Below are 26,903 nucleotides of genomic sequence, written 5' to 3'. Positions count from 1 at the left end.
CGTCCACCTCGTCATTGCGAGCGCAGCGAAGCAATCCAGACTGCCACCCGCGGAAAGATTCTGGATTGCTTCGCTGCGCTCGCAATGACGAGATTGCGGGACGGCCTTGCCGCACTCACAACTGTCATCGCCCGCGAAGGCGGGCGATCCAGTACGCCGCGGCCTCTCGGATGAATCTCACTGCTGGTGGAATACTGGATGCCCCGCCGGAGCTGTCATCGGGCTCGCCGAAGGCGAGACCCGTTGGCGGGGCATGACAGCTGTCGTGTGGTTGGTCCTTACTCCGCCGGCTCGGCCGCCAGCGTCGGGTAATCCGTGTAGCCCTTCGCGCTGCCGCCGTAGAACGTGGTCTTGTCCCAGTCGTTCAGCGCCGCGCCGGTCTTCAGCCGCTCGACGAGGTCGGGGTTGGAGATGAACGGCTTGCCGAACGCGATCAGATCGGCCGCGTTCGCGTCCAGCACCTTGGTCGCCAGATCGAAATCGTAGCCATTGTTGGCGACGTAGGCGCCGGAGAAGCGCTTGCGCAGGCCCGCATAGTCGAACGGGGCGATGTCGCGTGGGCCGCCGGTGGCGCCTTCGACCACGTGCAGATAGACCAGTTTGAGCGCGCTGAGACCGTCGACAATGTGATCGAACAGGGCTTGCGGATTGCTGTCGGCGAGGTCGTTGGCCGGCGTCACCGGCGAGATGCGGATGCCGGTGCGGTCGGCGCCGGCCTCGGCGGCAACCGCCCTGGAGACCTCCAGCATCAGCCGCGCGCGGTTCTCGATAGAGCCGCCATAGGCGTCGGTGCGCTTGTTGGCGCCGTCTCTTGCGAACTGGTCGAGCAGATAGCCGTTGGCGCCGTGAATCTCGACGCCGTCGAAGCCGGCCTCCAGCGCATTCTTCGTGGCCCGCTTGAAGTCGTCGATGATCCCAGGAATTTCGGAGAGCTCGAGCGCGCGCGGCTCGGAGACGTCGGCAAAGGTGCCGTTCACGAAGGTCTTGCCCTTGGCGCGGATCGCGCTCGGCGCCACCGGAGCTGCGCCATTCGCCTGGAGCGCGACATGCGAGATGCGGCCGACATGCCAGAGCTGGATGAAGATCTTGCCGCCGCGCTCATGGACTTTGTCGGTGACCTTGCGCCAGCCGGCGACCTGGTCTTTGGAGTAGATGCCGGGGGTGTCCTGGTAGCCCTGGCCCTGCTGGGAAACCTGGCTCGCTTCGGTGATCAGCAGGCCTGCGGACGCGCGCTGGCCGTAATAGTCGGCGGCGAGCGCACCGGGCGCGAACGTGCCGGGAACGGCGCGGTTGCGCGTCAGCGGCGCCATCACCAGGCGGTTGGCCAGCGTGATCGGGCCGAGCTTATAGGTCTCAAACAATTTGGTCGAACGGCTCATGGGAGTGCTTCCAGGCGGTGAGAGGTCCGGAACACTTGTGCATCGCGGCAATCAGCGCAAGGGAGGAGCCATACGGAAAGTGCAGGCGAGCTACGCGGCAAGGCCCGCGTAGCATAATTCCTGTGCAATTCGGGCCACGGCGGCGGATTTGATCTCCCTGCCGCGCCCGCTTGATATCCGGGTTTTAGTTCGCGCCGAGGAAATCGCGCTTGCCGATCTCGACGCCGTTGTGGCGCAGGATGCCGTGCGCGGTCGCGGCGTGGAAATAGAAATTGGGCAGCGAGAACGCGCTGAGGAATTGCTGGCCCTTCATGGTGATGGATTTGTCGGGGCCGGCCGGGAAGGTGACGTCCTTGGCGTCGGCGCCCTCGAATTGCGCGGGCTTGAACGACTTCACGTAGTCGATCGTCTTGGCCAGCCGCTGCTTCAGTTCGGCAAAGCTGGTCTCGGTGTCGGGCGTCGAGGGCACCTCGCTGTGGGTCAGCCGTGCGCAGCCCTTGGCGGCGAAGTCGCTGACGAGCTGGATCTGCTTCGACAGCGGCAGCATATCCGGGAACAGGCGGGAGCCGAGCAGGACGCTCGGGTCGACCTTCTTGGCCGCGCAATGCGCCTCGGCTTTCGTGAGCAGGCCGGTGAGGCTGTTCAGCATCTGCAAATAGGCGGGGACGACGGCGTCGTAGAAGGACATGTGATGCTCGCTTGAATGGTGGGAAATCTCAGGAGAAAACCTGAGCCACTCACATGGGAACGTCATGGAAAAATACAATCGCGAAAGCGGCTTGTGCGGTGCGAAAATTCTACAGCGCTCCACCCGCAGTGTCATCGCCCGCGAAGGCGGGCGATCCAGTACTCCGCGGCAAAAGTTGTGCATACCAACTATCGCCGCGGCGTACTGGATGCCCCGGTCAAGCCGGGGCATGACGGAGTAAGGCTTAGCGCACCGTCGCCTGGGGCTGGGCCTGCGCCGTGCCGCCGCCGCGCATGCGGGCGAGCAGCTCCGCGGTCGGCCAGGAATCGGCCGGCAGGCCGTATTTGATTTGCATCGCCTTCACGGCGGCGCGGCTCTGCTGGCCCAGCACGCCGTCGACCTTGCCGACATTGAAGCCGGCCTGGACCAGAAGCTGCTGCAATTGCTTGAGCTCGTTGAACGGCAGTTGTGCGACCGGCGCCGCCGGCTTGCGCATCGGGGCAGCGCCCGCGATGCGGGTGGCGAGATAGCCCGCGGTGGTCGAGTAGATCAGCGAGTTATTCCACTCGGTGTAGGCCGCGAAATTCGCATACGCCATGAAGGCAGGACCGGTCCGTCCCATCGGCAGCAGCACTGACGCCGCGAGATTGTCGTTCGGCAGCGGACGGCCGTCGGGATAGGTGACCCCCAACTGCGCCCATTTCGAGCGTGGCTGCTGCACGGTGAGGTCGGTCTGCTCCCACGGCAGGTTCTGCGGTACCTTGATCTCCTCCAGCCACGGCTCGCCGCGACGCCACTTCAGGCCGTTGGCGATGTAGTTCGCGGTCGAGCCGATCACGTCGGGCTCGCTGCGCAGGAGATCGCGCCGTCCGTCACCGTCGTAATCGACGGCGTAGTTGACGTAATGCACGGGCAAAAACTGCGTCTGCCCGAGCTCGCCGGCCCAGGAGCCGATCATCTCGTCGGGTGTGAGATCGCCGCGGTCGATGATCTTCAGCGCGGCGATGGTCTCGTTCACGAACATCTCCGAGCGGCGGCAGTCATAGGCGAGCGACACCAGCGATTTCAGCGTCGGCAGATTGCCCATGTTGGCGCCGAAGTCGCTCTCCAGGCCCCAGAACGCAGCGATCACCGCCGGCGGCACGCCATATTCCTTTTCGGCGCGCGCGAAGGCAGCGGCGTGGGCCTTGATGTGCTGCTGGCCGTTCTGCATGCGATAGGGCGCGGCCATGCGGCCGGCGAACTCGGTGAAGAGCTGGCCGAACACGCGCTGGCCGCGGTCGCGGTTGACGATGCCCTGGTCGTAGACGAGGTAGGGCGAAGCCTCCGCGATCGTCCGCTGCGACACGCCGGCGGCCACCGCCTGTTGTTTCACGTCGGCGAGGAAGCGATCGAAGTTCGCGCCATTGTGGCACGAGGCCGCACGCGGCGAGGGGGCGGTGGCCTTCGGCGCCGCAGGCTTTGCGGGCGGCGGTGTGAGCTGGGCGGAGGCAGTGGCGGAGCATGCGAGGAGCGCGACGGCCGCGATCAGAAATCGGGTCTGGACCATAGGGGTTCCGGCGGGGAGGGAAGGCGTGGATTCGCCTGAAGTCTAGGTGAAGTGACGGCCTCAGGCCATCCTTTCCATGCCATCCTTTCCACGTCATGCCAACATGCGGAACACGAGGGAGCGGATGTCGCGCGGCTTAGCCGAACAGCCGCATCAGCAGTGCTTTGCCGACCGGGAGCGCCCTGACGCCGCGATAGGCGCGGACATATTCGCCGGCATAGAACGCCCGGATCGCATGCACGCGCGTATCCATGCCTTCCTCGAACCGAACCGCGAATCCGTCCGTGGTTCGTCGCACGACGATGGCCGCGATCGAGCGGCCGTAGATCCGGCATTCGATCGTGCTGCCGGGGCGCGGCGGATCGGGATCGATCAGCCGGGCGCCGGTAATGGAGATGTCGGCGAGCCGTGCGAGATGCGATCTGCCGTCCTGACGCAGCAGCACCGGCTCATTGCGATGAAAGCGCTCGGCCTTACGCTTGCGCGGCTGCTCGATGCAGACGAAGCAGACCACGGTGAGGATGAGCGCGTTGTAGAGGCTCCAGGCCAGGGCCAGTCCGCCATAGGCGATGTTCTCGCCGCGCAGGTGCAGGATGAACGCGTAGGCAATGGCCGCCAGCGTGATGAGAAGAGCGCAGCCATAGATCCGCAGGAGCGGCCATTCGACAAATCTCCTGTCGCGGTCGCCGCCCTTCGCCGTGACCTTGAACTTGTGTCCCTTCGGCTTCAACAGGCCGGCTGCCACCGCCTTGAGCACCGCGGGCGCGGCGATGAGTTGCGAGACGTCCGACATCATGGCGAGCGAACGGCCGTGTGATAGCCAGGCCATGCTGAGTCCGTGCCAGATGTAGAACGGCAGGAAGAAGCGCAATAGCTCGGTGAGATCCGCCTGCACCGCCTTGATGCCGAACAGCAGGAACAGCCAGGGCACCATCAGTCCCGCGACCTTCGACGTGTAGACCGCGGACCAGCTCATGAAGGCATCGACCAGCGAGAGCCGGTCGATAAAGGACAGCTTTGAGTCCTGCGAGAGCGGTCCGCTGCGGCCGCGCACGATTTGCATCAGGCCGAGGCACCAGCGGGCACGCTGGGTGATGTATTCCTTCAGCCCCTCGGGCGCGAGCCCGATCGTCAACCGTTCGTTGAGATAGATGGTGTTGAAGCCGTGCTCCTTCAGGCGAAGGGTGACGAGATAGTCTTCCGTGACGGAGTCGGTTGGAAAGCCGCCAATCTGCACCAGCCCGGCGTAGCGAATGAGAGATGAAGTGCCGCAGCAGAACGCGACGCCCCAGGCGTCCTTCGCCGGCAGAAGGATGTCGAAGAAGAAGCGCTGCTCGTCTGGCCATACATCGGTCGCAGCGAGGTTGGTCTGGATCGGGTCGGAATTGATGAAGTGCTGCGGCGTCTGCACCACGCCGACCGAAGCGTCATCCATGAGGGAGATGGTGCGCGCGAGGAAGTCGGGCCGCGGCACGAAGTCCGCGTCGAGAATGGCCACGAAATCCGGCCGCTCCGGCAGGGCGCCGACGTGCTTGAGCGCATGATTGATGTTGCCGGCCTTGGCGTGGTGGTTGTCGGGCCGTGTGAGATAATGGCAGCCGAGTTCGCCTGCGAGCCGCCGCAGCCAGGGGCGCCGGCCGTCGTCGAGCACCCAGACGCGATAATTGCCGTACGCCATGCCGGTCGCGCCGATGATCGTGCGCTCGAGGATCGATCGCTCCTCGTTGTAGGTGCAGATGAAGACGTCGATCAGCGGCGCGAGCGGATCGGTGGCACGGCCGTCGATCCTGGCCGCGCCGGTGCGGTCGATGGTCCGGCTCAGAAACAGCAGGGACAATGCGACTGCGACGAGCGAGGCCGCCTCCAGCAGCATGAAGGGATAACCGATCACGGCGTCCGCCGTCAGATGCGGTGGCGGGAGCGTCGCGGTGACCCGCCAATAGAGATAGCGGAGCAGGAAAACCAGCGACACGACGGCCAGTAACGAGCGCGCCATCGTGCTGTCGCGCCTGAGCAGCGGCACGACCGCCATGAAGGCGCCGAGCGTAATCAGGCCTGGCGTCAACGCCATCATCACGGCGCGGTCTCGTGCCGGGCAAACACCACGCGGCCGGTGCGCCCCACGGTGCAGGCGAGGGGAGCGGCATCGCGAGGCGCCACGGTCACGCGATAGGGCTCCTTGCTGAGCGTATCCGGATTGATGGCGAGATTGGCGGGCGCGCCGGCAGCGCCGGTCAAATTGACCACGGTGCCGGAGATCGGCTCGCCACCATCATTCGGCTCGAAGGTGGCGTGGTCGCCGAGCTGCAAGCGATTGTAGACGCTCTCTGTGACATTGGCCGTGATGACGGCGCCGCTGCAATCGAGGATCTTGAGCAGGGGTTGGCCGGCCTGCACGTCCTCGCCCGGCGAGGTCATCATTTCCCAGACGCGGCCGGCAACGGGTGTCGTGATGTTGGCTTCGGACAGATCGGCGAAGCGGACCTCCTCGATGATGGTCTCGTTGGCGAGCCAGGCGATCTCGGTGTCGGTGCGCGCGAGATCAGCCTCGAGATCGCCGGCGCGCTGGCGCATCTCCTCCTCGCGCTGCACCGAGCTCGGGCGATCGTTGTAGCTGTCGCCGAGGAAGGAACCGCTCCGTGCCGCCGTGAGCTCGACCTTCGCAGCATCCAGCCGCTTGCGCGCACCGAGCTCGGTCTGCTGTGACACGGAAAGCTCGCGCGTCAGCCGCGCCAGCTCGACCGTTGAGACATTGCCGGACTTCGCGAGCGAGGATGCGCGCTCGACCGCGGCGCTGGCTTCGTCCCGCCGCGCTGCCGCCGCCTCGATCGAGGTCTGGATCTCGGCGATGCGGGCCTCGAGTTGAAGCACGCGTCCCTCGCGGAATTGCGCGGCCTGCCGCGCCAAATCCTTTTGGGCGGCCTGGGCCGCGGCAAGCTTGGTGGCGAGACTGGGCCGCTCGTTCTCCAGGCGCGATTTCTGCCGCCGGAGATCGTCGAGCCTGGTGCGATCGCCGCGCGAGTTCACGACGCGCAGGACCACGGTTCCGGCGCCAAGCCTGGCCTGATCGGTGATGGGCTGGGCGGCTACCACGCGGCCGCCGATCGGCGTGCGCAGGGTGACGAGACGGGAATTCAGCACGGCCTCGACGCTGGAGTACTCCCAGATCGCACGCAGCGGCAGCCAGCCGAACACGGCGATAATGGCAAGTCCGATGGCGATCTTGGCGCCGCGTTGCTGATGCGGCCAGCGCCGCCCTGATTCCGGCGCCGTCTGCGCCTCGGGGGCGTGGCCGGTTTCGTCGTCGGCGAACAGCTGCTCGTGCAGCGCCTCCTGCAACCCCTTCGCGTCGGTCTTGGTCTCGCTCTTGGTCTCGTGAGGGGAAGGCGTGGATGCAGGGTCGACGGAAGCGGCGCGTAAGCGGTCTACCATGTCGGTCACCTTGCTGACGGGAGGCCCACGGAACCGGTCAATGCGCGAGGGCCGCGCAGCGTGCCCGGTAACCGTGCATTAAGCCGATGCTGCGCTTTCCAGGTTGCTAAGCATCTGCGCGTGTTTTTGCGCAAATCCCGGTCAAGCTTTAGCTACGGGGGAAAGGCTGGCCGCGCGGCCTTATATCTGCGGCTCCGCGCCGCATGAACCTTGCGATGCCCGGCGGCATTCATACTTCGAAGACGCCGGCCCAAGGCGCGCCAGCGGCCGGTTCGGGAGACGGCCATGAACTATTTTCGTACCGCAATGCTGCTCGCAGGCCTCACCGCCCTGTTCATGGGCGTGGGCTATCTGATCGGCGGTGCCTCCGGGGCCATGATCGCGCTCGTCATTGCCGCGGCGACCAATCTCTTCACCTATTGGAACTCCGACCGCATGGTGCTCTCGATGTACGGCGCCCATGAGGTCGACCGTTCGACCGCGCCGGAACTGGTCGGCCTCGTCGCCGAGCTTGCGGGCCGCGCGGGCTTGCCGATGCCGCGCGTGTTCCTGATGGACGAGGCGCAGCCCAACGCGTTCGCGACCGGCCGCAATCCCGAGAACGCTGCCGTTGCCGTCACCACCGGCCTGATGCACCAGCTCAGCCGCGAGGAACTCGCCGGCGTGATCGCGCATGAGCTTGCGCACATCAAGCACCACGACACGCTGCTGATGACGATCACCGCGACCATCGCGGGCGCGATCTCGATGCTGGCGCAGTTCGGCATGTTCTTCGGTGGCCACCGCGACAACAACAACGGCCCGGGCATCGTCGGCTCGATCCTGATGATGATCCTCGCGCCGCTCGGCGCCATGCTGGTGCAGATGGCGATCAGCCGCACCCGCGAATATGCCGCGGACAATCTCGGTGCGCGCATCGTCGGCCAGCCGATGTGGCTGGCGTCGGCGCTGGTGAAGATCGAAGGTGCCGCACATCAGGTCCCGAACTTCGAGGCCGAACGGAATCCCGCGACCGCGCACATGTTCATCATCAATCCGCTGTCGGGCCACGGCGTGGACAATCTCTTCGCCACCCATCCCTCGACGCAGAACCGCATCGCGGCGCTCCAGCAGCTCGCGGCCGAGCTCGGCGCGCAGGCGGCGCCGTCCGTCGGCGCCAACGAAAACTATCCGCCGGCGAGCCCGTGGGGCCGTTCGTCTTCGCGTGGTCCTTCACGTGGTCCTTCACGTGGTCCCTGGGGCTGATCCGGAACCGGTAAGGATTTGCGCGGGGCTTTGTGACCTGGCGCACACAGGATGGTCCCGGCCGGTGCTAACACCTCGCCGTGACACTTCCTTCGAAAGGGGATGCGTGGCCGGCCCGTTACCGGTCACCGTCGAAGATGACCAGAGCTGCCGTACCATTGCTGATCGTCCTGTGCGTGCTCGTCGGCCTGTCCACGCACATGGTCGTCAATTGCGGGGACGAGGACGATCCCGACGTCTGCGCGGCCGTGATCGGTTTCTCGCCGCTCCGCGGCTCGCTGATCGCCTTTGCCTATGAAGGGCGCGGGCGGATCGCGCTGCGCCACGGCGACTTCAGGCGGGCGATTGCCGATTTCGACGAGGCCATTCACCTCAATCCCAACCGCGCCTCGCTCTATCGCGACCGCGCGACCGCGCGCCGGCAGAGCGGCGACCTCGAACTCGCCATCGCGGATTACGACGAGGCGATCGCGCATGATCCCAAGCTCGCCGGGCCCTATCACCAGCGCGGTCTCGCGCTCGCCGCCACCGGCGATCTCGATCGCGCCATCCTGAGCTACAACACGGCGGTCCGTCTCGACCCCTCCGATGCGCAGGCCCGCCTCGACCGTGGCCTGGCATTCCTCGCCCGCGGCCAGGCCGACGATGCGCGCGCCGATTTCGAAGCCGCATTGGCACTGCCCGCCGGCAAGGACGTCCGCACGCGCGAGGCAGCGCGCGCCAAGCTCGCCGAACTCGCCAGCGCCGAGCCGACCCGGCTCGACGCGCCACGGCGGTGAGGTTTTTTGCGCGATTCTCGCCTTCTTCCCCTCTCCCCCTGCGGGAGAGGGTGGCTCGCCGCGATAGCGGCGAGACGGGTGAGGGGTATCTATCCGCGCGTAGAAATCTCGCAGACGAGTTCGCTGAAGCAACCCCTCATCCGGCGCCACAGCCGAAGCTTCGCTTCGGCGTTCTTAAGAACGGCGGCTGAGGCCGCCTATGCCACCTTCTCCCGCAAGGGGAGAAAGAAGAAAGCGCAGCTACTTCTTCTTGGCCTTCGCCTTCGCGGCTTTCTTCACCGGCTTCTCCTTCGCCGGCTTCTTCTCCACCTTCGCCGCGATCGGCGTGCTGGCCGCGATTCGCATCGATCGCGCGTAGCTGTCGGCGACGTTGTCGGCGGACATCTGGAGGCGCTTGGCGGCGGCTGTGGCCTGCTCCATGGTGGCCTTGGCCATCATCTTGAAGCGGTCGCCGGTCTCCTTGCCCTTGGCCTTGGCCGCAAGGCCGTTGAAGCGATCCCGCCGCTCCTTGGCGCGGGTCATTAGGCCCGTATGCAGCTGTCTGGCCAGTTGCCGGATCACGACATCCAGGTCGGCGTCCGCCATGTTCTTCTATCCCCTTGAAAACAGTATCGATGCGGGCGGGACTATGCAGATCGGGCCCCGCCTTGGCAATTCCCGGCCGGGCGTCATCCGCAGCTTCCGGTTACCAAAACAAAAAAAGCCGCGCATTTCGCGCGGCTTTTGCCGGGTTGGTGCAGATGGCTACGTCCGCCTCACTTCAGCGAGGCCACCGGGCCGCTTGACGCGGCCGGGTCGGGATCGAAGCCGAACACGTCGACCAGGTATTTGTAATAGTCCGGCATCTTCTCCTTCAGCGTCTCGCGCGACTTGGGGTCGTGGAATTCGCTCTTTCCGGCCAGGAAGATGCTGGCGGTCACGGCGAAGAACTCCATGGGATTCTTCAGCGCATAGGATTCCTTGGGCAGGAGGTCCTTGGACTTGGCCAGCGCATAATAGCCGATCACGCCCTTGTTGGCGTAGCCGTCCGGTAACAGGCGCGCGTGATAGGCGTGCAGGAGCTCGTGCAGCAGCACCGCCTCCTTCTCGTACCGCATCATGTCCGGCCGCAGCATGATCACGCCGAGCCCCGAATCGACGGCGAGGTCGATGGCGTTCGGATTGGTCCAGCGCTGCTTGTTGGGATCCCAGACCGTCAGCGTCCGGGGAACGGTGCGCTGCATGTCCGGCGTGACCCTGCCGTAGCATGCGGTCGCGGCGCCTTCGTCGAGGCAGGCCAGCTCGTTCGCGACGATCGGGACGGTGTGGAAGAAGCGCAGTATGCGCGGGGAGAGGCCGACGCCTTCGACGACGTCGATCTGGCGCTTCAGATTGTCGGTGAGCTTGTCGACATCCTTGCGATCGGAATTCTCCGACAGGTCGAACATGTAGCCGCGGTAGCTCTGGAAGCCCGGCGGCAGCGCCTGCGCTGCCTCGGCGGGCGCATCGAGCGGTCCGGCATTGGATGGACTGGCGAAAAGCGCGCCGACGATGGTCGCGGTCAGCAGCAACGCAATGCGCATGATGAACCCCCTGATGTCACTTCGCCCGGCAGAATAGGCCACCGTTGTTTGCGAAAAGTGAGTGGAGCGAGACTAGGGCAGCGATGTTGAGGCGTGCTTAACCGTTGGTTGCAGATCGCTCAGGCGGATTAGTGCAGGGTTAACCAAGGAGGGTATCCGGGCCCGGCGCTTCGGCGTAACATCCAGTCCGGGTACAAAGCCCACATCAATAGCCGGGAGGAGGAAGTCATGTATGCCGCCATCCGTCAGGCCAAGGCGAAAAGCGGGAGCGCGGAGGAGCTGGCGCGCCGCATCAAGGACGGCGCCGTTCCGATCATCAGCGACGTTGACGGCTTCCGCGCCTACTACGTCGTCTATGCCGGCGACGACACTGTCACCGCGATCTCGATCTTCGACAAGTTCGAACAGGCGGAGGAGGCGAACCGGCGCGCGATCGCCTGGATCGAGAAGGATCTCGGCCCGCTGCTCGCCGGCGACGCGCGCGCTGCGGCAGGGCCGGTGATCGTGCATACGCTGGCGTGAGTTGCTGGCTGCCGCCACACATTCCGCTGTCATCGCCCGCGAAGGCGGGCGATCCAGTACTCCGAGACGGCCGTGATTGAACCGAGAAGCTGCGGCGTACTGGATGCCCCGCCTTCGCGGGGCATGACAGCAGTGTGCTTTACAACTCCCGTGCATTCGAGAACGCGAACGAACTCACGCGCCGCGTGGTCTCGTCCAGGATCAGCGTGCGCGTGATCGGCGGCTCGGCGCGCTGGGCGCAGTTTTCGCGCTCGCAGAGGCGGCAGTTGACCCCGATGGGCGTGCCTTCCGCCTTCTCCAGGTCCATGCCGGCGGCATAGACGAGGCGCGCGGCGTGGCGGATCTCGCAGCCGAGGCCGATGGCGAAGCGCGGCTGCGGCAGCGGGTGCGGCGCCACCGGACGGCGCACCATCTGCGCGATCGAGAAATAGCGCGTGCCGTCGGAGAGCTCGATCACCTGTTTCAGCAGGCGATCCGGCGTGTCGAAGGTCGAGTGCACGTTCCACAGCGGGCAGGTGCCGCCGAATTTCGAGAACGGGAAGGTGCCGGAGGAAAAGCGTTTCGAGACGTTGCCGGCATTGTCGACGCGGAGCAGGAAGAACGGAATGCCGCGCGCGTTCGGCCGCTGCAAGGTGGTGAGGCGGTGGCAGACCTGCTCGAAGCCGGAATTGAAGCGCTGCGCCAGCACGTGGATGTCGTAGTTCAGGGCTTCGGCTGCGGCGAGGAACGCGGGGTAGGGCATCATCACCGCCGCCGCAAAATAGTTGCCGAGCGTGATGCGGAACAGGCGCCGCGGCGCGTCGTCGAGCGGTCCGGCGCGGCCGATGATGGTCTCCAGCTGCTGCGCGCATTCGCCAAGGCCGAGCTGGAAGGCGAGCTGGAACGCGCGCCCGGGCGGGTCGACCAGCTCCGAGATCAGCAGCTGGCGGCGGTGGCGGTCGAAGCGCCGCAGCGTCTCGCGCATCACGTCGACAGGCATGATGCGGGTCTGGACCGAATGCTTTTCGCGCAGGCGCGCGGCCAGCGCCGCATAGAGCCCTTCGGCCGGCACGTTCAGTTCGTCGCGCAAGGCTTCTGCAGCCTGCTCGAGCTCCGGAAAATAGTTGCGGTTGGCCTCGATCAGCTCGCGCACCCGCTCGACCGGATTCGTCTCGTAGCGCGTGCCGACGTCGCGGTCGGCCATTTGCGCGGCCGCCAGCGTCTCGCCCTGACGGGCCTCGGTATAGGCCGCGTACAGCCGCTGCAGCGCATGGGTGACGCCGGGGCAGAGCTCGGCGAGGTCGCGCAGCTCCTGCTTGGGCACATCGATCTGGCGGAATAAGGGATCGGAGAAGATCTCGTTGAGCTCGGCGAAGAACCGGTCCTCGTCGGCGGTGGCGAGGTCGCGCAGGTCGAGGTCATAGGTCTCGGCCAGCCGCAGCAGGATCTGGGCGGTCACCGGGCGCTGGTTGCGCTCGATCAGGTTGATGTAGCTCGGCGAGATCCCGAGCCCCTCGGCGATCTGGGTCTGCGACAGCCCCAATTGTTGCCGGATCCGCCGGAAGCGCGGGCCGACGAACAGTTTCTTCCCGGATTCGGCGGGCATTTTTCAGATCTCCAGGGCGATTAAGGACAGTTTTGCTGACCTATAACTTTACAGAATTTACAAAATAACATCTATTACATGTTCTGATGTTACATGACATCACTAATAAAAAACAAGCCATCTATACGAAGTTTCCGTTTTCGCGTTTAGCTCCTGACACGCATCTCGCAATGCACTGTCAAGAATGTCGATGGCCAGACATCGTCATCGTCAGCGAAAGGATCAGGCACATGAACTATCAGCCCCGTGGCATCAGCACCTTCCAGGCTCCGGCCTCGTATCAGAGCGAGATCGATGCAGCCCAGGCGCTCCTCGAGACCCAGCCGACCTGGAACGGGGTGACGGCCGAGCACATCGCGCGCATGCGCCTGCAGAACCGCTTCAGGACCGGCCTCGACGTCGCCCGCTACACCGCGGCGCTGATGCGGGCCGACATGGCCGCCTATGACAGCGATCCCACGAAGTACACCCAGTCGCTGGGCTGCTGGCACGGCTTCATCGCCCAGCAGAAGCTGATCTCGGTCAAGAAGCATTTCGGCAAGACCGATCGCACCTACCTGTATCTGTCGGGCTGGATGATCGCGGCGCTGCGCTCCGAGTTCGGACCGCTGCCCGACCAGTCGATGCACGAGAAGACCTCGGTGCCGGCGCTGATCGAAGAGCTCTACACCTTCCTGCGCCAGGCCGACTCGCGCGAGCTCAACGACATCTTCCGCAACCTCGACAAGGCGCGCAAGGAAGGCGACAAGACCCGCGAGAAGGAGTTGATCGAGAAGATCGACAACTTCCAGACCCATGTCGTGCCCGTCATCGCCGACATCGACGCCGGCTTCGGCAACGCGGAAGCGACCTATCTGCTCGCCAAGAAGATGATCGAAGCGGGCGCCTGCGCGCTCCAGATCGAGAACCAGGTCTCGGACGAGAAGCAGTGCGGCCACCAGGACGGCAAGGTCACCGTGCCGCATGACGTCTTCCTGGCGAAGATCCGCGCCTGCCGCCACGCCTTCCTCGAGCTCGGCGTCGAAGACGGTATCGTCGTGACCCGCACCGACTCGCTCGGCGCTGGTCTGACGCAGCAGATCGCCGTCAGCCACAAGCCCGGCGACATCGGCGACCAGTACAACAGCTTCCTCGATTGCGAGGAAATCACCGCGGAGAACGCCCGCAACGGCGACGTCATCATCAACCGCAACGGCAAGATGATGCGTCCGAAGCGGCTGCCCTCCAACCTCTACCAGTTCCGTCCCGGCACCGGTGAGGACCGCTGCGTGCTCGACTGCATCACCTCGCTTCAGAACGGCGCCGACCTGCTCTGGATCGAGACCGAGAAGCCGCATATCGAGCAGATCGCCAAGATGGTCGATCGCATCCGCAAGGTGGTTCCGAACGCGAAACTGGCCTACAACAACTCGCCGTCGTTCAACTGGACCCTCAACTTCCGTTGGCAGGTCTACGACGCGATGAAGGAAGCCGGCAAGGACGTCAGCAAGTACAACCGTGCCGAGCTGATGAAGGCGGAATATGACGACACGCCGCTGGCGAAGGAAGCCGACGAGCGCATCCGCACCTTCCAGGCGGATTCGGCCAAGCGTGCCGGCATCTTCCACCACCTGATCACGCTGCCGACCTACCACACCGCGGCGCTCTCGACCGACAATCTGGCCAGGGAGTACTTCGGCGAGCAGGGCATGCTCGGCTACGTGAAGAACGTCCAGCGCGCCGAGATCCGTCAGGGCATCGCCTGCGTGAGGCACCAGAACATGGCCGGCTCCGACATCGGCGACGACCACAAGGAGTACTTCGCCGGCGAGGCTGCCCTGAAGGCGGGCGGCGCGCACAACACGATGAACCAGTTCGGCTAACGCACCACGCTATCCAAGAGGAGACTGACAATGACCAAAGGCAGCAATTTCTGGGTGATCGGCGGCGAGTTCGGTTCGATGAACTTCCACAAGCTCGTGGAAGGCTCGGCCCAGGTGCAGGGTCCGTTCAAGACCCGCAAGGAAGCCGAAGATGCCTGGCGTACGGTCTCGGAAGAGAACCGCCACAAGGCCGGCGTCCGCTTCTCCATCGTGGAAGAGCCGTCGCGGGTCTCGGCCTGACGGCTGCCTGACCAATCAAGAAGACGTCCAAGGACGGAGGGTCCCATCCGGCGCAAGCCGGGTGGGATCGTCTGTTTTTGGCACAGGTGAGACAGCTGTGGGCGCCGTAAGTATTTGGAATTGTGGACCCTTTGCGGACGGTTTGGTTGCTGATAGGTTAATGGAGGCAAGTGAGGACGAGGCCGACAATGTCAGAGCCCGAGACCAGCGGGACCCATCCCAGCCAGCCGCGCCCGGTGCGGCTGCGCGACGCGCTGTTGCGGGCGCGGATCGAGGCCGCCGACCGGACCGGCGTCGTCGTCGACTTGCGCGATGCCGAGGTGGCGCGGCTCGAGATCCTCAACGACGCGCTCGATCCCTTGTTTGCACAGGTGCCCGAGCAGATCGACCTGTTCGACCGCGGCATCAGCCAGGGCGATACGCCCCGACTCTGGATCGACGTCGTCGCGCACATCATGATGGGGCGCGACAAGCGGATGTACCGCTTCGTCCAGGACACCCGCTTCGGCCGCATCGTGCTCGCCGAATCGCACGACACCTCCGTGATCGTCGAGGCCGTCACCGACTATGTCGCGCGCCGCATGATCGAGCGCGAGCATGCGATGGTCGTGCTGCCCGAGCCGAAGCCGGAGGCCGCGGAGCGGCCGGCCCGCTCGCGCGTCTGGCCGTTCGTGTTCGGCTTCATCCTCGGCGCCGCCGCCTTGTTCGGCGTCGCCGTGCTGGCGGCCCTGCGGAGCTGGTGAATTTCCCTCCGTCGTCATTGCGAGCGAAGCGAAGCAATCCAGGAATCTTTCCGCGGAGGGACTCTGGATTGCTTCGCTTCGCTCGCAATGACGGTGAACTAAGCCAGCCTTGCGTGCTTGATCTCTCGGATCTGAAATCCGGACCCGAGTCCGCGCACCGTCTGCTCGCAGCGCCAGCCGGCGTTGTCCTTCTCGATCGTGAACAGATTATACGCCGCCGCCGGGTAGCGCCCGTGTGCGAGCGCGGACGCCGACGGCACGCCGATCGCGGGTATGTTGCCGTCGGGCCCCTCGAACCACATCGTCGAATGAATGTGGTCGTGGCCGTGCAGGACCAGCTCGACGCCGTGGCGCTTCAACAGCGCCAGCAGATCGGCCGCGTCCGTCATCCGCTTCTGGCGCGCATCGGACTTCAGGGGATGATGCACCAGCAGCACGCGGAAGACGTCCTCCGCCGCGAGCCGCTCGAGAACCTGTTCGAGGGCTGCGAGCTGATCGCGCCCGAGCGTGCCCGTCGCCATCAGCGGCAGGGTCGGCACCGCCGTGGACAGGCTGATCAGCGCGAGCGGCCCGCGGCGGCGCAGGGCCGGAAAGCCGACGCTGCCGTCGTCGCTTGCAAGATAGGGCGCAAAGGTCTCGCCGAAGCGATGAAAGGTGGCGCGGACATAGGCGTCGTGATTGCCGGGAATCGTGGTGACGCGGTCGGGCGGCCCGACGCCGTCGAGCCAGGAGCGCGCGGGCGCGAACTCCGCCTCCAGCGCCAGATTGACGAGATCGCCCGTCACCGCGATGTGGTCGGGCGTCTGCGCCCTGACGTCGGCGACGAGTGCGTCGAGCACCTCGCGGCGCTGGTACTTGTGGCGGTTGCGCGTCCAATTGACGTAGCCGAGCGCGCGCTTGCCGGCGAGCTCGATCAGCCGCGGCTTCGGCATGGGCGGCAGATGCGGGTCGGACAGATGGGCGAGCGTGAAGGGAGCCATGGCGCGCGATTGCCTCGCTATTGCGCCGCTGTAATGGCAAGGTCGCGGGCAACGTGCAAGCCAAGCCTCGCGCAAGGCCTGAAGAGGGGACTGAAGAGAGCCTGATGGAAGATCGTCTGAACCGCGTCCGACGGAAGTTCGAGCCGCTGCTGCGGCGAATCTTCCACGCCTATTTCCTGCTGGTTCGCGGCATGACCCTCGGCGTTCGCGCCGTAGTGCTGGATTCCGAGAACCGGGTGTTCCTGGTCAGGCACAGCTACATCTCCGGCTGGTATCTGCCCGGCGGCGGCGTCGATCTCGGCGAGACCATGGAGCAGGCGATGCGGCGCGAGCTCAAGGAGGAGGGTGACATCGACCTCACCGCGGACGCCATGCTGCACGGCATCTTCCTCAACAACCACGTCTCCCGCCGCGACCACGTCGCGGTCTACGTGGTCAGGCAATTCAGGCAGGATCGCCTGCCCGCGCCCAACCACGAGATCGTCGAATGCGGGTTCTTCGCGATCACGGCGCTGCCCGAGGGGACCACGCCAGGGACGCGGTTGCGGATCGCGGAGGTACTGGGCGGCCAGCCCCTGATTGCGACGTGGCGCTGAGGGCGGCCTGTGCTAGTAGTCACCGCGTCTGCGGTCTCGACATATGGACGAGGGATGAAGATTGCCTGAATCGACGAAGTCATGGCCATTTCGGGTCGCCGTGCTGGTTCCCTGTTACAATGAGGAAGCCGCCGTCGCCACGGTCGTCGCCGATTTCCGCAAGGCGCTGCCTGCGGCCGAAGTCTACGTGTACGACAACAACTCGACCGACCGTACCGCGACGATCGCGCGCGAGGCCGGCGCGATGGTGCGTAGCGAACGGCGCCAGGGCAAAGGTCACGTCGTGCGCCGCATGTTCGCGGACATCGAGGCGGACATCTACGTGCTCGTCGATGGTGATGCGACCTACGACGCGCCGAGCGCTCCGTGCATGATCGACAAGCTGCTCGATGAGCATCTGGATATGGTTGTGGGGCTCCGTGTCGATCAATCGCAAGCGGCCTACCGACGCGGTCATCGCATGGGCAACCGGCTGTTCACCGGTTTCCTGGCGTCGACCTTCGGTCATGCCTTCAAGGACATGCTGTCCGGTTACCGCGTGTTCTCGCGCCGCTTCGTCAAATCCTTCCCCGTTTTGTCCGACGGTTTCGAGATCGAGACCGAATTTGCGGTCTATGCGCTGGAATTGTCGCTCCCGGCCGCCGAGGTCGAGACGCCCTATTACGCGCGTCCGGAGGGGTCCTTCTCCAAGCTCAATACCTGGCAGGATGGTTTGCGCATCTTCAACATGATGCTGAAGCTCAACCGATCGGAGCGGCCGCTGCGCTTCTTTTCGGCGATCGGCATCGTCCTCGCGCTGCTGTCGATCGCTCTCGGGCTGCCCGTCGTCATCACCTACCTCGAAACCGGCCTCGTGCCGCGCCTGCCGACCGCCGTGCTCTCCATGGGTCTGATGATCATGGCGCTGCTTTCGGCTTCGTCGGGGCTCGTGCTCGACACCGTGACGCGCGGCCGGCGGGAAATGAAGATGCTCGCCTACCTGTCCCAACCGCCGATCGGGAGGAACTGAATTGGTCCCGGAGGCGGACGTAATCCCATGGACCACCGCCCTCCGAGGTGATATCCCGCCGACGCCGCCCGACTGTTTTTTCCGACACGAACCGATGATTCCGCTTGAACACGCTGTGACGCGATGAACGATCTCTCACTCACCATCCTGTCCGAAGCCGCCGGCGATGCTCAGGCAATCGAGCGGCTGCACGAACGCACCTTCGGACCCGGCCGCTTTGTGCTGAGCGCCTATCGCATCCGCGAGCACGTCGATCATGTGCTCGAACTGTCCTTCACCGCCCGCGTCGGTACGTTGCTGGTCGGATCCGTGCGGCAATTGCCGATCTGCGTCGGCGACACGCCGGCGCTGCTGCTCGGGCCGCTGACGGTCGAGCCTCCGTTCCGCGGCCGCGGCGTCGGCCGGCAGCTGCTCGAGCGCGCGCTGAAGGATGCGAAGGCGCATGGCCACCGCCTGGTGCTGCTGGTCGGCGACGAGCCCTATTACAGCCGCGTCGGCTTCAAGCCGGTGCCGAAGGGACGGGTCACCATGCCGGGCCCGGTCGATTACGCCCGGCTCCTCGTCGTCGAACTCGTCGAGGGCGCGTTCGAGGGCGTATCTGGGCCAGTCGGTCCGGACTGGAGCAAGGCGCCAACCTGACGCGCCATCGCGTCGAAGCTCACGTGAGGTAGGGTAGTGCCGGTCGATCAGCAATATTACCGAGAGGTGGCGTCCGGGGGGACGGCGGAAAAGCTGCTCATCGCGGCGCGCGACCGTATATTCCAGGATTTCATCGCCCACATGCAGCCGTCCGCGTCGGACGAGATCCTGGACGTCGGAGTGTCCGACGTGATCAACGACGGCGCAAACGTGCTGGAAAGAAGCTACCCACATCAGCACAAGATCACAGCCTGCGGGCTCGGCGAAGGAGTCGAGTTCAAGGCGGCTTTTCCGCTTTGCCGTTACGTGCAGATCGAGCCGAATACACGGCTGCCGTTCGACGACAACGAGTTCGACGTTGCGACGTCCAATGCCGTGCTCGAGCATGCCGGAAGCCACGAAAATCAGAGGCTCTTGGTCAAGGAGCTTTGCCGCGTTGCGAGGCGGGTGTTCATAACGGTGCCCAACAGGTTCTTTCCGGTCGAGCACCACACGGCCATCCCGCTGGCGCACTACCTGGATGGCACCTTCAGGATCGCCTGCATGATCACCCGCAAGTCGGAATGGACCGACGAGCAGAACCTGATCCTGATGACACGAAAACGGCTGCTGGAGTTCACCGCGCTGATCGCCAAGCCGGCGGCGGTGGGCTACACCGGCTTGTCGCTCGGCCCGTTATCGTCCAATCTCTATCTTGCATTCTGCTAAAGCAGCCAGCGCCTCCCGCCGCGGCAAGATTCCAATGAAAAACATCCGTACGAGCAAAGCCGTCTTCGCCGTCTTTTTTCTCGCGATTCTGGTCGGCCATTTCTGGACCATGTTGCGATGGAATGAGGCTCGCGGCGTCTACGACGACATCTGCTACCTGCGGCAGGCGCATCTGTTCCAGAGGTTCGGGCTGGTGGGAGGCTTCGACACCAACCTTGCCCGCGACGACGATGGCTATCTGAAAGCAAAGCTGAAGGCGATCGACTACCCGAAATGGGACGATACGACTGATGCGCCCTGTCACAACTTGATGCCGGCCACGGGGAGGGTCGTGATCCAATACCCGCCGGGTGTCGGCCTCGTGTTGGCGTTGTTTCCGCCAGGTCACCAGGTCGCACCCATGTACATGCTTGCGACCGCTGTCGTCTTCGGCTTCGCGCTATTTGCCCTCTCTCTCGCGCGCACCATAAGGTCGGTGCTGATGGTCGGGACGTTCGGCTGTCTCGCCATCTACGTGATGGTCAATCCGGTCAAGGCGAGCTATTCGATGGCCCCGACGGCCGTCGTGTGCGCGCTCGCAGGATGTCTCACGGCGCGATGGCTGACGAGCCCGCAATCTCAACCAAGGATCGGGCTGTTGGCATCCATCGGCTTCCTGCTCGGCTTGACGGTCGATTTCCGCCTGGCCAACCTCTTCCTGGCGTCCGGCTATTGCATGTTTCTCCTCGTCGCGTTCCTGGCGGAACGCACGATGCCGCGGTTCTTGCAGGGGGTCGCGTTCGGCATCGCGTTGCTGGCCGGCGTGGTGCCGACCATCGTCTCTTACGCCGTCAATGCCGGCAGCCCGTTCGCGTCGACCTACGGCAACAACCCCGATGTCAGGCCGCTGGATTTCTCGTTCGCGGTGATCCGGGACTATCTCGCCGACCCGCTCCAGACGTTGTTGATCGTCATCGGAATCGCGATCTCGCTCTGGCTGTTGCGGCAGCCGAATGGCGCTCGCCGTGTCGCACAGCTCACGATCGCCAATCTGGCGATCAATCTCGCCTTCTTCCTCACCTATCCGATCGCGACGCCATACTACACCATCCCCATTTCCCTCCTGACGCTATGGAGCCTGCTGTTTGCCCACCTCTTCCAGGAGGCGCCAGAGGATGCCCCTGAAGCGGCCGCTTGGGCCAAAGCGTGATGAATTCAGGTGGGTGCATCTGCGGCGACAGGTTTGCCCGGAGGGCGTAGCGACGATGCAGGTGCGCCCCGCGGATATCGGTGAGATCGATCATCTCGCGCGCTTGTGGCACGACGTCTGGCATGAATCGCATGTGGCTTTTGCGCCGCCTGAGCTGATCCGACTCCGTACCGTCGCGAGCTTTCGCGATCGGCTCGCGGTCATGCTTCCCGATGTCTGCGTCGTCGGCCCGGCTGGAGCGCCGCTCGGCTTGTGCGCTCTCAGGGGTGACGAATTGTACCAGCTTTTCGTGTTGCCTGCGGCGCACGGGGCGGGTGTGGCGGCGGCGCTGATCACTGATGCGGAAGCACGGCTCGCCGCGCGCGGCGTGGAGCTGGCGTGGCTGGCATGCGCGGTCGGAAACATGCGCGCTGCGCGGTTCTACGAGAAAAGCGGCTGGCACAACGCCGGCACCTTCGTGAAGATGTCGGAGACCTCGAACGGGCCTTTCCCCGTGGACCAGTGGCGCTTCGAGAAGCAGCTGGTGTGTGCGACTCCGTGAGTGGGAAGCGCAGCAACCCACCCCATACTCCGTCATTGCGAGCGTAGCGAAGCAATCCAGAATCTTCGTCGCAAGAGCTCCTCGCAATGACGGTGCGTTTCGGGGCCCGCAGGCCCCGACCCGAGCAACGCTAGAACTTGAAGTTCGCGAACGCCCGCACGCCGATGCCGGGCATCAACACCTCGTCCTTGGTGTAGGACACCGAGTTGCGGATGTTCTCGTTGAGGAGATTGTTGCCGACGATGCCGGCAATCATCTCGCGCGCGCCGAACCAGTTGCGGTCGAGCTTCGTCTTGTAGCTCACCTCGGCCTTCAACAGATTGTAACCCGCCGTCGGCGTCTCCGCGATGACGGCCACGTTGTTCTGCGCGAAGGCGTGCAACAGGTTGACGCGCATCAGCCAGTTGTCGTCGCGCCAGAACACGCCGCCGCCCATTCTGAGCGGCGGAATCCGCGGCACGTTGGTGCCGTCGGTGAAGGTCGCGCGGACGAAATCGAGCTGGTTCTCGATGCCCCAGATGCCGCCCTGGAACGCGCCGACGTCGAGCTGCGACTGGAATTCGCCGCCGCGGAAATTGGCATTGCGTTGCGAATAGACCGCCTGGTTCAGCTCGGCACCTGGCGTGCCGCACGAGGCGAAATCATCGTCGCACATCACGCCGGTGAGGCGGCGATAGATGAAATTGTCGAAATGCGTGTAGTAGACGGTTGCCTCGAACCGGAACGGTCCCGTCGCCTTGCGCACGCCTGCTTCGACCGACTTGGCGGTCTCGATGGTGAGGTTGGGGTTGCCGATGTCGAACGTCGCGGTCGCATCATGGGCGCCGCGGGAAAACAGTTCCGCCGCCTTCGGCGCGCGCTCGACATATTGCGCGGTGATGCTGCCGACCATGCCGCCCGGCAGGTCCTGTAGCAGCCCGATGCTGCCGCTCTTCGGCGTGTAGGACGGATTGCGGGCAATCGCCGTCTGCGGCGTGCCATCGGGCAGGAAGTCGGCCGGGAAGTCGGGCGTCGTGCCGTGCAGCTCGACATGCTCGATGCGGCCGGCGATCTGCGCCCGCGTCGCGTCGGTGAACTTGAACTCGTTGAAGGCGTAACCGGCAACGCGCGTGCTGTTGTTCGGGTCCCACAGGCCGTTGAACAGCGTGCCGGGATTGTCCGGGCTCGGCGCACTCAGCTCCTGGTGCCCGACCTGGAAGCCCAGCGCCGTCGTCACCTCGGCGAAGCGCGCGTTGAACGGCATCAGCTGCACCTCGGTGCGGATCTCCTGCTCCTTGTTGGTGAAGGTCTGCCTGATGCCGTCGCTGTTGGGGTCGGCGGGATCGGCAAGGCCGATCTCGTTGTGCCGGTAGTCGGTCGCGCCGGCCCAGAAGCGGACGGTGTCGATCGCGGCTGTGTCGGGACGGTACTCGCCCTTGACGTTGATCTTGGTCTGGTGGCCGTCGATCCGCGTGTTGTGGTCGGCGCCGTCGATGCCGGGGATGTGGTAGAGCGAGTCGTTCTGCGTGATCGCAGCCCCGATATAGCCTCCCTGGAAGAAGTAGGAGCCGCCGATCGAGGCGCCGTCCGAGCGCGTTGCCGAGTTCGGCTGGCGGCCGTTGGCGACGGATCGCGTCTGGTCGTTCAGATAGGGATAGCTCGGGATGCCATAGTCCGTGGTGGTGCGGCCATAGGCGTCGGCATGGAAGGCGAAGTTGCCGCCGCCGGTGTCGAGCAGCACGCCGCTCTCGACGCCGCGATCGACCGAGCTGAACGCCGTGCGCGTCTCGGCCGTGACGCAAGGCGAGGTCGCGGCGGTCGCCAGCGGCGCCTTGGTCGGCAGGCCGTAGGTCTGGAACGATGGAGCGCAGCTCGGCAGCGCATCCGGAATCCGGTTGTTGGTGGCGCTGACGACGCCGCCGATCGAGGTGGAGCCGTAGCGGAGCGCAGCAGGCCCGCGCACCACCTCGACCTGGTTGGTCGCGAGCGGATCGATCGGGACGAAATGATCCTCGCCGAGGTCGGAGGCACCGCCCGAATTGGTGCCGTTCTCGACGATGCCGACGCGGTTGACGTCGAGCCCGCGGATGATCGGCCGGCTGGAGGCGCCGGGTGCGAAGCTCGAGCCGGTGATGCCAGGCTTGGAGAACAGGAGATCGCCGAGCTGACCGCCGCCCTCGCGGCGGATCTCCTCGTTCGGCACCACCGTGACGGTGGCGAACTGGTTGGTCACGATGGGCAGCACGCCTTGCTGAGGTGCCGCGGCGGTGACTGCTGCCGGTGGCGCAGCCTCGGCCGTGTGTTGCTGGCTGCGCGACCGCCCGGTGCGCGCGACACGGACTGGACTGCGGGTCGGTACCACCCTGCGCACGATGGGGCTCGGCGCCGTCACGGTGACGGCGGGGATCTCGGTCGACGACTTGTCCTGCGCAGTCTGTTGTACCGGTTGTTGTACCGGTTCTTGGGCGAACGCAGATGTGGCGGCGGCCCCGAGCAGGAGCAGGCTCGCTCCGGCGAGGTGCTGCACGCGTCGCAATTCAAATGACATGGTCCTGATTCCAGTCAGGCGCCGTCCGAATGCTTGTCTGTTGATCGGAGGCGGCCTGCCGTCGCGGTGCGACGGAATTCGGCTTCAACTTCTCCCGGGCGATCGTCCGCGCGTGGCGCGGCGAGTCCGGGCGTGATCGAGCGATGTCTGGAGTCAGGACGCGGGCGGGGCGCGCGGCTGGAACGCCGTGCCGGCCGATTTCAGATGGCTGAACTCGGCGTCGGTGGTGCGGTGGAGCAGCTCGATCGCCTGCGGCAGCTCCAGGAGAGGCGGCGTCGAGAACAGGACGGTGCCCGCCATCGCGACCAATGCGCAGATCGCGCAATTGTCCTCGCCCGGCTGCTCGCGGTCGGGTGCTGCGGGCGATTGCTTCTGGACCGCGGCGCGGTCGGTCGAGGCAACGCCGTTGCTGCCGTCGGTCTGCTGGAGCGAGGACTGGGCGAGGGGGGCGGCCTGGGCGAACCAGTGGCTGTGGCCGAAGGTCAGCGCGAATTGCACCAGCATCGCGAACAACGCGAGCCGGGCGCCGTGCCTGATATTCGACCGGAACCACTTCATCTGGAATCGCCACCCCACATCGCGAGGCATCTCTCCCCGAGCTGTCGCGATGTTATAATGTAACATCGCCCGATCGGTCTGTGGATGTCAACGGCAAGCGGATCAACGGGCGCAGGCAGCCGATCCGATGTGTCGTTCGGGCAACTAGAGCGAGATGGGTTGAACTCGAATCGAGTTCGGCCAACAGTGGTGTTCTCTCCCTTCCCTCTCCTTCGGGGCAGGGGAATCGCATTTGAGAGCGGTTCCCGCGGCCATCCTTCGAGACGCCCGCTTTAGGCGGGCTCCTCAGGATGAGGGCGGCGTGCGTGGCAGCAGCTTCGACGGGCACGGTGCCGCTTAGCCTCATCCTGAGGAGACCGCTGGAAGCGGTCGTCTCGAAGGACGAGGCGTGCGGTGAGGCGCTGTCAAAGGTCATATGCGATAGCCCTCCCCCGCAAGGGGGGAGGAACGCACCGCCGTCGCGGCGCTAGGCGAGTCCGATCCCATCACGCTTCAGGAGATCAGCGCCCTTCGCGGACCCAGGTCGCGGCGAAAGCGCCGAGCAGCAGCAACAGGCCGATCAGGCCGGCGAAGATCGGCAGCACGCCGACGCCCTTCACGACGCTGGCGTCGCGCATCCGCACGCCCATCCAGCCGTCGCCATGGAAGACGCTCACCGAGCGCACCGGCACGACGCGCGGCAGCTCGACGCTGGAGCCGTCGACCACGCGCACGGCATCGCCGCCGGTCGCCTGCGTCAGCGGCTTCAGGGTTTCGGTGGTGGAGGTGACTTCCGAAAACTCCTTCGGATTGGTCGGGCCGACATTGATCAGCGCCTTCAGCGTGCCGTCGGTCGCCTGCCACAGGCCGAGTTCGTTGGCCGGCAGGCTGGCGCGCCACTCGCCGGGATCGCCGGCGCTCAGCGTCAGGTCGCGCGACACGCCCGACGGCGAGGTCACGCTCACCGGCTGCACGCTGTCCGACATGGTCTGGCGCACCACCACGAGATCCTTGCCCTGCACCTGGAGGCGCAGCGCTTCTTCATCGAGATCCGGCTGCTTCATCAGCCAGTGCGACATCCGCCTGAGCAGGTCGAGATGCGGGCCGCCGCCCTCATAGCCGCGCGCCCACAGCCAGATGTGGTCGGAGAGCAGCAGCGCGACCCGTCCCTCGCCGAAGCGCGACAAGAACAACAGCGGCTTGCCGTCGACGCCCGTCATCACAGGCGGGTTGACGGAATTGCGGGTGTCGACGGTGCGGAAGAAGCGGCTCCAGCGCGGCGGCTCGCTTGCCGAGCCCTCCAGCCCGCGCGTGACCGGATGGCGTTTGCCGATGTCGGACAGGTGCGCATAGAACGGCTTCTCGGTCACGCCGACCGGCTCGGCCGGCAGCACCGAATCCAGCGGGGTGCGCCAGATGCTGGTGTTGGAGGCATAGTCGGGACCGGCCGAGACCAGCACCGCGCCGCCCGCGCGCACATAGCGCGCGATGTTGTCGAAATAGGCGATCGGCAGCACGCCCTGGCGGGCGTAGCGATCGAAGATGATCAGCTGGAATTCGTTGATCTTCTGCTGGAACAGCTCGCGGGTCGGAAACGCGATCAGCGACAATTCGTTGATCGGCGTGCCGTCCTGCTTCTCCGGCGGGCGCAGAATGGTGAAGTGCACGAGATCGACGCTGGCATCGGACTTCAGGAGGTTGCGCCAGGTGCGCTCGCCGGAATGCGGCTCGCCCGAGACCAGCAGCACGCGCAGCTTGTCGCGCACGCCGTCGATGGCGACGACGGCGCGGTTGTTGACCGGCGTCAGCTCTCGCTCGAGCGGCGAGGCCTCGATCTCGACGATGTTCGGGCCGGCATGCTTGATGTCGACGTCGACGCTCGCGCTCTGGCCGCTTCCCAGCGTGCGCTCGTTGATGACCTCGCCGTCGCGGCGAACCGTGACCTTGGCGCGCTCGCCGGAGACGCCCTGGTCATCGAGGCGGTAGGTGATGGTCTGGACCTGGCCGACGATGCCGAAGCGCGGCGCCGCCGTGATCGCGATGCGGCGGTCGCGCTCGTCCTTCTGCCCGGTGATCAGCGCGTGCACCGGGGCCTGGAAGCCGAGCGCGGCCGCGTTCGCGGGAATGTCGTGGACGCGGCCGTCGGTGATCAGGAACGCGCCGGCGACGCGGTCGACCGGCACGTCCGACAAGGCCGAGGCGAGGGCGCCGAACAGCCGTGTGCCGTCGGTCTCGCCGTCGGCCTGTCCGGCGTCGACGACGCGGACCTCGAGGCCCTTGATCTTCTTCAGGCCGTCGACCAGCGCTTCCTGCGCCGCTGCTGCCTCGCGATTGCGGTTGCCGAAATTCTGGCTCGGGCTCTTGTCGACCACGACCGCGGCGACCGAGGTGAGCGGATCGCGGTCCTCGCGGGTGAAGGAGGGATTGGCGAGCGCCAGCAGGAACAGCACCAGCGCGGCCACGCGCACCGCAGCGCCGCGCGCACGCGCCAGCAGCAGCACGACGGCAATGACGACGATCGCGGCCAGCGCGAGCCACAGGACGATCGCGGGAACAAGCGGCGTGAACGCGATGCCGTAATTCATGTCGAT

The 26,903-nt window shown here is 65.4% G+C and carries 24 protein-coding genes; 12 read left to right on the top strand and 12 right to left on the bottom strand.

The genetic code is table 11. The features are described 5' to 3' along the window. Positions 1–278: 278 nt before the first annotated feature. The 5 genes from E4K65_RS34415 to E4K65_RS34395 form a co-directional block, all read right to left on the bottom strand. The gene (locus tag E4K65_RS34415) at positions 279–1,379 is read right to left on the bottom strand and encodes an alkene reductase (protein ID WP_135177917.1); all 1,101 of its coding nucleotides are present in this window, start codon (positions 1,377–1,379) and stop codon (positions 279–281) included. A 184-nt stretch (positions 1,380–1,563) separates the two neighbouring features. Then, positions 1,564–2,067, bottom strand: coding sequence for a DUF1993 domain-containing protein (locus E4K65_RS34410; RefSeq protein WP_135177916.1), 504 nt, complete (start codon positions 2,065–2,067; stop codon positions 1,564–1,566). 244 nt (positions 2,068–2,311) lie between these two features. Beyond that, the gene (locus E4K65_RS34405) at positions 2,312–3,616 is read right to left on the bottom strand and encodes a lytic murein transglycosylase (RefSeq protein ID WP_135177915.1); all 1,305 of its coding nucleotides are present in this window, start codon (positions 3,614–3,616) and stop codon (positions 2,312–2,314) included. Between the two features lie 136 nt (positions 3,617–3,752). Continuing rightward, positions 3,753–5,690, bottom strand: coding sequence for a glycosyltransferase (locus E4K65_RS34400; RefSeq protein WP_235885833.1), 1,938 nt, complete (start codon positions 5,688–5,690; stop codon positions 3,753–3,755). Beyond that, positions 5,690–7,048 (bottom strand): HlyD family secretion protein, encoded by a 1,359-nt coding sequence (locus tag E4K65_RS34395; RefSeq protein ID WP_135177913.1) that lies wholly within the window; start codon positions 7,046–7,048, stop codon positions 5,690–5,692. Before E4K65_RS34395 ends, E4K65_RS34400 begins: the two co-directional genes overlap by 1 nt. A gap of 285 nt (positions 7,049–7,333) precedes the next feature. Here E4K65_RS34395 and htpX point away from each other — a divergent pair, with 285 nt between their 5' ends. Continuing rightward, positions 7,334–8,293, top strand: coding sequence for a zinc metalloprotease HtpX (gene htpX, locus E4K65_RS34390; RefSeq protein WP_027543695.1), 960 nt, complete (start codon positions 7,334–7,336; stop codon positions 8,291–8,293). Between the two features lie 137 nt (positions 8,294–8,430). Then, the gene (locus E4K65_RS34385) at positions 8,431–9,072 is read left to right on the top strand and encodes a tetratricopeptide repeat protein (protein ID WP_209312114.1); all 642 of its coding nucleotides are present in this window, start codon (positions 8,431–8,433) and stop codon (positions 9,070–9,072) included. Between the two features lie 240 nt (positions 9,073–9,312). Here E4K65_RS34385 and E4K65_RS34380 read toward each other — a convergent pair whose 3' ends face one another. Together E4K65_RS34380 and E4K65_RS34375 are read right to left on the bottom strand one after the other, a co-directional pair. After that, a complete protein-coding gene (locus E4K65_RS34380; RefSeq protein ID WP_135177911.1) occupies positions 9,313–9,657 on the bottom strand; it encodes a hypothetical protein in 345 nt (114 codons plus the stop codon). Positions 9,658–9,827: 170 nt separating this feature from the next. Continuing rightward, positions 9,828–10,634, bottom strand: a complete 807-nt coding sequence (locus tag E4K65_RS34375) for a hypothetical protein (protein ID WP_167771388.1) — start codon at positions 10,632–10,634, stop codon at positions 9,828–9,830. Positions 10,635–10,862: 228 nt separating this feature from the next. On the opposite strand from E4K65_RS34375, the gene E4K65_RS47795 reads away from it, so the two are divergent. Next, positions 10,863–11,156, top strand: a complete 294-nt coding sequence (locus E4K65_RS47795; RefSeq protein WP_027543691.1) for an antibiotic biosynthesis monooxygenase — start codon at positions 10,863–10,865, stop codon at positions 11,154–11,156. A 139-nt stretch (positions 11,157–11,295) separates the two neighbouring features. Here E4K65_RS47795 and E4K65_RS34360 read toward each other — a convergent pair whose 3' ends face one another. Further along, positions 11,296–12,741 carry a helix-turn-helix domain-containing protein gene (locus E4K65_RS34360; protein WP_027543690.1) on the bottom strand — a complete coding sequence of 482 codons (1,446 nt, stop codon included), beginning with the start codon at positions 12,739–12,741 and terminating at the stop codon, positions 11,296–11,298. Positions 12,742–12,971: 230 nt separating this feature from the next. On the opposite strand from E4K65_RS34360, the gene E4K65_RS34355 reads away from it, so the two are divergent. The 3 genes from E4K65_RS34355 to E4K65_RS34345 all read left to right on the top strand — a co-directional run bounded on the left by E4K65_RS34355 (position 12,972) and on the right by E4K65_RS34345 (position 15,586). Then, entirely contained in the window at positions 12,972–14,603 is a 1,632-nt protein-coding gene (locus E4K65_RS34355; RefSeq protein ID WP_135177909.1) for an isocitrate lyase, read from the top strand. A 30-nt stretch (positions 14,604–14,633) separates the two neighbouring features. Then, complete coding sequence (locus E4K65_RS34350; protein ID WP_018323282.1) at positions 14,634–14,843, top strand: DUF4170 domain-containing protein; 210 nt, start codon at positions 14,634–14,636, stop codon at positions 14,841–14,843. A 188-nt stretch (positions 14,844–15,031) separates the two neighbouring features. After that, positions 15,032–15,586, top strand: coding sequence for a hypothetical protein (locus E4K65_RS34345; RefSeq protein ID WP_027543688.1), 555 nt, complete (start codon positions 15,032–15,034; stop codon positions 15,584–15,586). 98 nt (positions 15,587–15,684) lie between these two features. Here E4K65_RS34345 and E4K65_RS34340 read toward each other — a convergent pair whose 3' ends face one another. After that, the gene (locus tag E4K65_RS34340) at positions 15,685–16,566 is read right to left on the bottom strand and encodes a metallophosphoesterase family protein (protein WP_135177908.1); all 882 of its coding nucleotides are present in this window, start codon (positions 16,564–16,566) and stop codon (positions 15,685–15,687) included. A 104-nt stretch (positions 16,567–16,670) separates the two neighbouring features. Between E4K65_RS34340 and E4K65_RS34335 the strand changes: the two genes are divergently transcribed. The 6 genes from E4K65_RS34335 (at position 16,671) to E4K65_RS34310 (ending at position 21,248) form a co-directional block, all read left to right on the top strand. After that, a complete protein-coding gene (locus tag E4K65_RS34335; protein WP_135177907.1) occupies positions 16,671–17,162 on the top strand; it encodes an NUDIX domain-containing protein in 492 nt (163 codons plus the stop codon). 61 nt (positions 17,163–17,223) lie between these two features. Next, positions 17,224–18,171, top strand: a complete 948-nt coding sequence (locus E4K65_RS34330) for a glycosyltransferase family 2 protein (RefSeq protein WP_135177906.1) — start codon at positions 17,224–17,226, stop codon at positions 18,169–18,171. Between the two features lie 123 nt (positions 18,172–18,294). Beyond that, complete coding sequence (locus tag E4K65_RS34325; protein WP_135177905.1) at positions 18,295–18,810, top strand: GNAT family N-acetyltransferase; 516 nt, start codon at positions 18,295–18,297, stop codon at positions 18,808–18,810. A gap of 36 nt (positions 18,811–18,846) precedes the next feature. Next, positions 18,847–19,518: a class I SAM-dependent methyltransferase gene (locus E4K65_RS34320; RefSeq protein WP_135177904.1), complete on the top strand. Its 672-nt coding sequence runs from the start codon at positions 18,847–18,849 to the stop codon at positions 19,516–19,518. 34 nt (positions 19,519–19,552) lie between these two features. Next, on the top strand, positions 19,553–20,707 hold the full coding sequence (locus E4K65_RS34315) for a hypothetical protein (RefSeq protein ID WP_135177903.1): 1,155 nt from the start codon (positions 19,553–19,555) through the stop codon (positions 20,705–20,707). Between the two features lie 55 nt (positions 20,708–20,762). After that, positions 20,763–21,248 (top strand): GNAT family N-acetyltransferase, encoded by a 486-nt coding sequence (locus E4K65_RS34310; RefSeq protein ID WP_135177902.1) that lies wholly within the window; start codon positions 20,763–20,765, stop codon positions 21,246–21,248. 130 nt (positions 21,249–21,378) lie between these two features. On the opposite strand, the gene E4K65_RS34305 is transcribed toward E4K65_RS34310, so the two are convergent. The 3 genes from E4K65_RS34305 to E4K65_RS34295 all read right to left on the bottom strand — a co-directional run bounded on the left by E4K65_RS34305 (position 21,379) and on the right by E4K65_RS34295 (position 26,897). Continuing rightward, positions 21,379–23,775 carry a TonB-dependent receptor gene (locus E4K65_RS34305; protein ID WP_135177901.1) on the bottom strand — a complete coding sequence of 799 codons (2,397 nt, stop codon included), beginning with the start codon at positions 23,773–23,775 and terminating at the stop codon, positions 21,379–21,381. 153 nt (positions 23,776–23,928) lie between these two features. Then, the gene (locus E4K65_RS34300) at positions 23,929–24,333 is read right to left on the bottom strand and encodes a DUF2946 family protein (protein WP_167771387.1); all 405 of its coding nucleotides are present in this window, start codon (positions 24,331–24,333) and stop codon (positions 23,929–23,931) included. Between the two features lie 500 nt (positions 24,334–24,833). Next, entirely contained in the window at positions 24,834–26,897 is a 2,064-nt protein-coding gene (locus E4K65_RS34295) for a hypothetical protein (protein ID WP_135177899.1), read from the bottom strand. Positions 26,898–26,903: the final 6 nt, after the last annotated feature.

The organism is Bradyrhizobium niftali, from assembly GCF_004571025.1.
Taxonomy (GTDB): Bacteria; Pseudomonadota; Alphaproteobacteria; order Rhizobiales; family Xanthobacteraceae; genus Bradyrhizobium; species Bradyrhizobium niftali.
This window is presented reverse-complemented; position numbering and strand designations above follow the sequence as displayed.

Coding starts and splice junctions, on each gene's coding strand:
- E4K65_RS34395 (WP_135177913.1), bottom strand. CDS start 7,048: ATGGTAGACCGCTTACGCGCCGCTTCCGTCGACCCTGCATCCACGCCT.
- E4K65_RS34380 (WP_135177911.1), bottom strand. CDS start 9,657: ATGGCGGACGCCGACCTGGATGTCGTGATCCGGCAACTGGCCAGACAG.
- E4K65_RS34375 (WP_167771388.1), bottom strand. CDS start 10,634: ATGCGCATTGCGTTGCTGCTGACCGCGACCATCGTCGGCGCGCTTTTC.
- E4K65_RS34400 (WP_235885833.1), bottom strand. CDS start 5,690: ATGATGGCGTTGACGCCAGGCCTGATTACGCTCGGCGCCTTCATGGCG.
- E4K65_RS34295 (WP_135177899.1), bottom strand. CDS start 26,897: ATGAATTACGGCATCGCGTTCACGCCGCTTGTTCCCGCGATCGTCCTG.
- E4K65_RS34340 (WP_135177908.1), bottom strand. CDS start 16,566: ATGGCTCCCTTCACGCTCGCCCATCTGTCCGACCCGCATCTGCCGCCC.
- E4K65_RS34415 (WP_135177917.1), bottom strand. CDS start 1,379: ATGAGCCGTTCGACCAAATTGTTTGAGACCTATAAGCTCGGCCCGATC.
- E4K65_RS34335 (WP_135177907.1), top strand. CDS start 16,671: ATGGAAGATCGTCTGAACCGCGTCCGACGGAAGTTCGAGCCGCTGCTG.
- E4K65_RS34345 (WP_027543688.1), top strand. CDS start 15,032: ATGTCAGAGCCCGAGACCAGCGGGACCCATCCCAGCCAGCCGCGCCCG.
- E4K65_RS34305 (WP_135177901.1), bottom strand. CDS start 23,775: ATGTCATTTGAATTGCGACGCGTGCAGCACCTCGCCGGAGCGAGCCTG.
- E4K65_RS34360 (WP_027543690.1), bottom strand. CDS start 12,741: ATGCCCGCCGAATCCGGGAAGAAACTGTTCGTCGGCCCGCGCTTCCGG.
- E4K65_RS34355 (WP_135177909.1), top strand. CDS start 12,972: ATGAACTATCAGCCCCGTGGCATCAGCACCTTCCAGGCTCCGGCCTCG.
- htpX (WP_027543695.1), top strand. CDS start 7,334: ATGAACTATTTTCGTACCGCAATGCTGCTCGCAGGCCTCACCGCCCTG.
- E4K65_RS34385 (WP_209312114.1), top strand. CDS start 8,431: ATGACCAGAGCTGCCGTACCATTGCTGATCGTCCTGTGCGTGCTCGTC.
- E4K65_RS47795 (WP_027543691.1), top strand. CDS start 10,863: ATGTATGCCGCCATCCGTCAGGCCAAGGCGAAAAGCGGGAGCGCGGAG.
- E4K65_RS34325 (WP_135177905.1), top strand. CDS start 18,295: ATGAACGATCTCTCACTCACCATCCTGTCCGAAGCCGCCGGCGATGCT.
- E4K65_RS34300 (WP_167771387.1), bottom strand. CDS start 24,333: ATGAAGTGGTTCCGGTCGAATATCAGGCACGGCGCCCGGCTCGCGTTG.
- E4K65_RS34350 (WP_018323282.1), top strand. CDS start 14,634: ATGACCAAAGGCAGCAATTTCTGGGTGATCGGCGGCGAGTTCGGTTCG.
- E4K65_RS34410 (WP_135177916.1), bottom strand. CDS start 2,067: ATGTCCTTCTACGACGCCGTCGTCCCCGCCTATTTGCAGATGCTGAAC.
- E4K65_RS34405 (WP_135177915.1), bottom strand. CDS start 3,616: ATGGTCCAGACCCGATTTCTGATCGCGGCCGTCGCGCTCCTCGCATGC.
- E4K65_RS34315 (WP_135177903.1), top strand. CDS start 19,553: ATGAAAAACATCCGTACGAGCAAAGCCGTCTTCGCCGTCTTTTTTCTC.
- E4K65_RS34310 (WP_135177902.1), top strand. CDS start 20,763: ATGCAGGTGCGCCCCGCGGATATCGGTGAGATCGATCATCTCGCGCGC.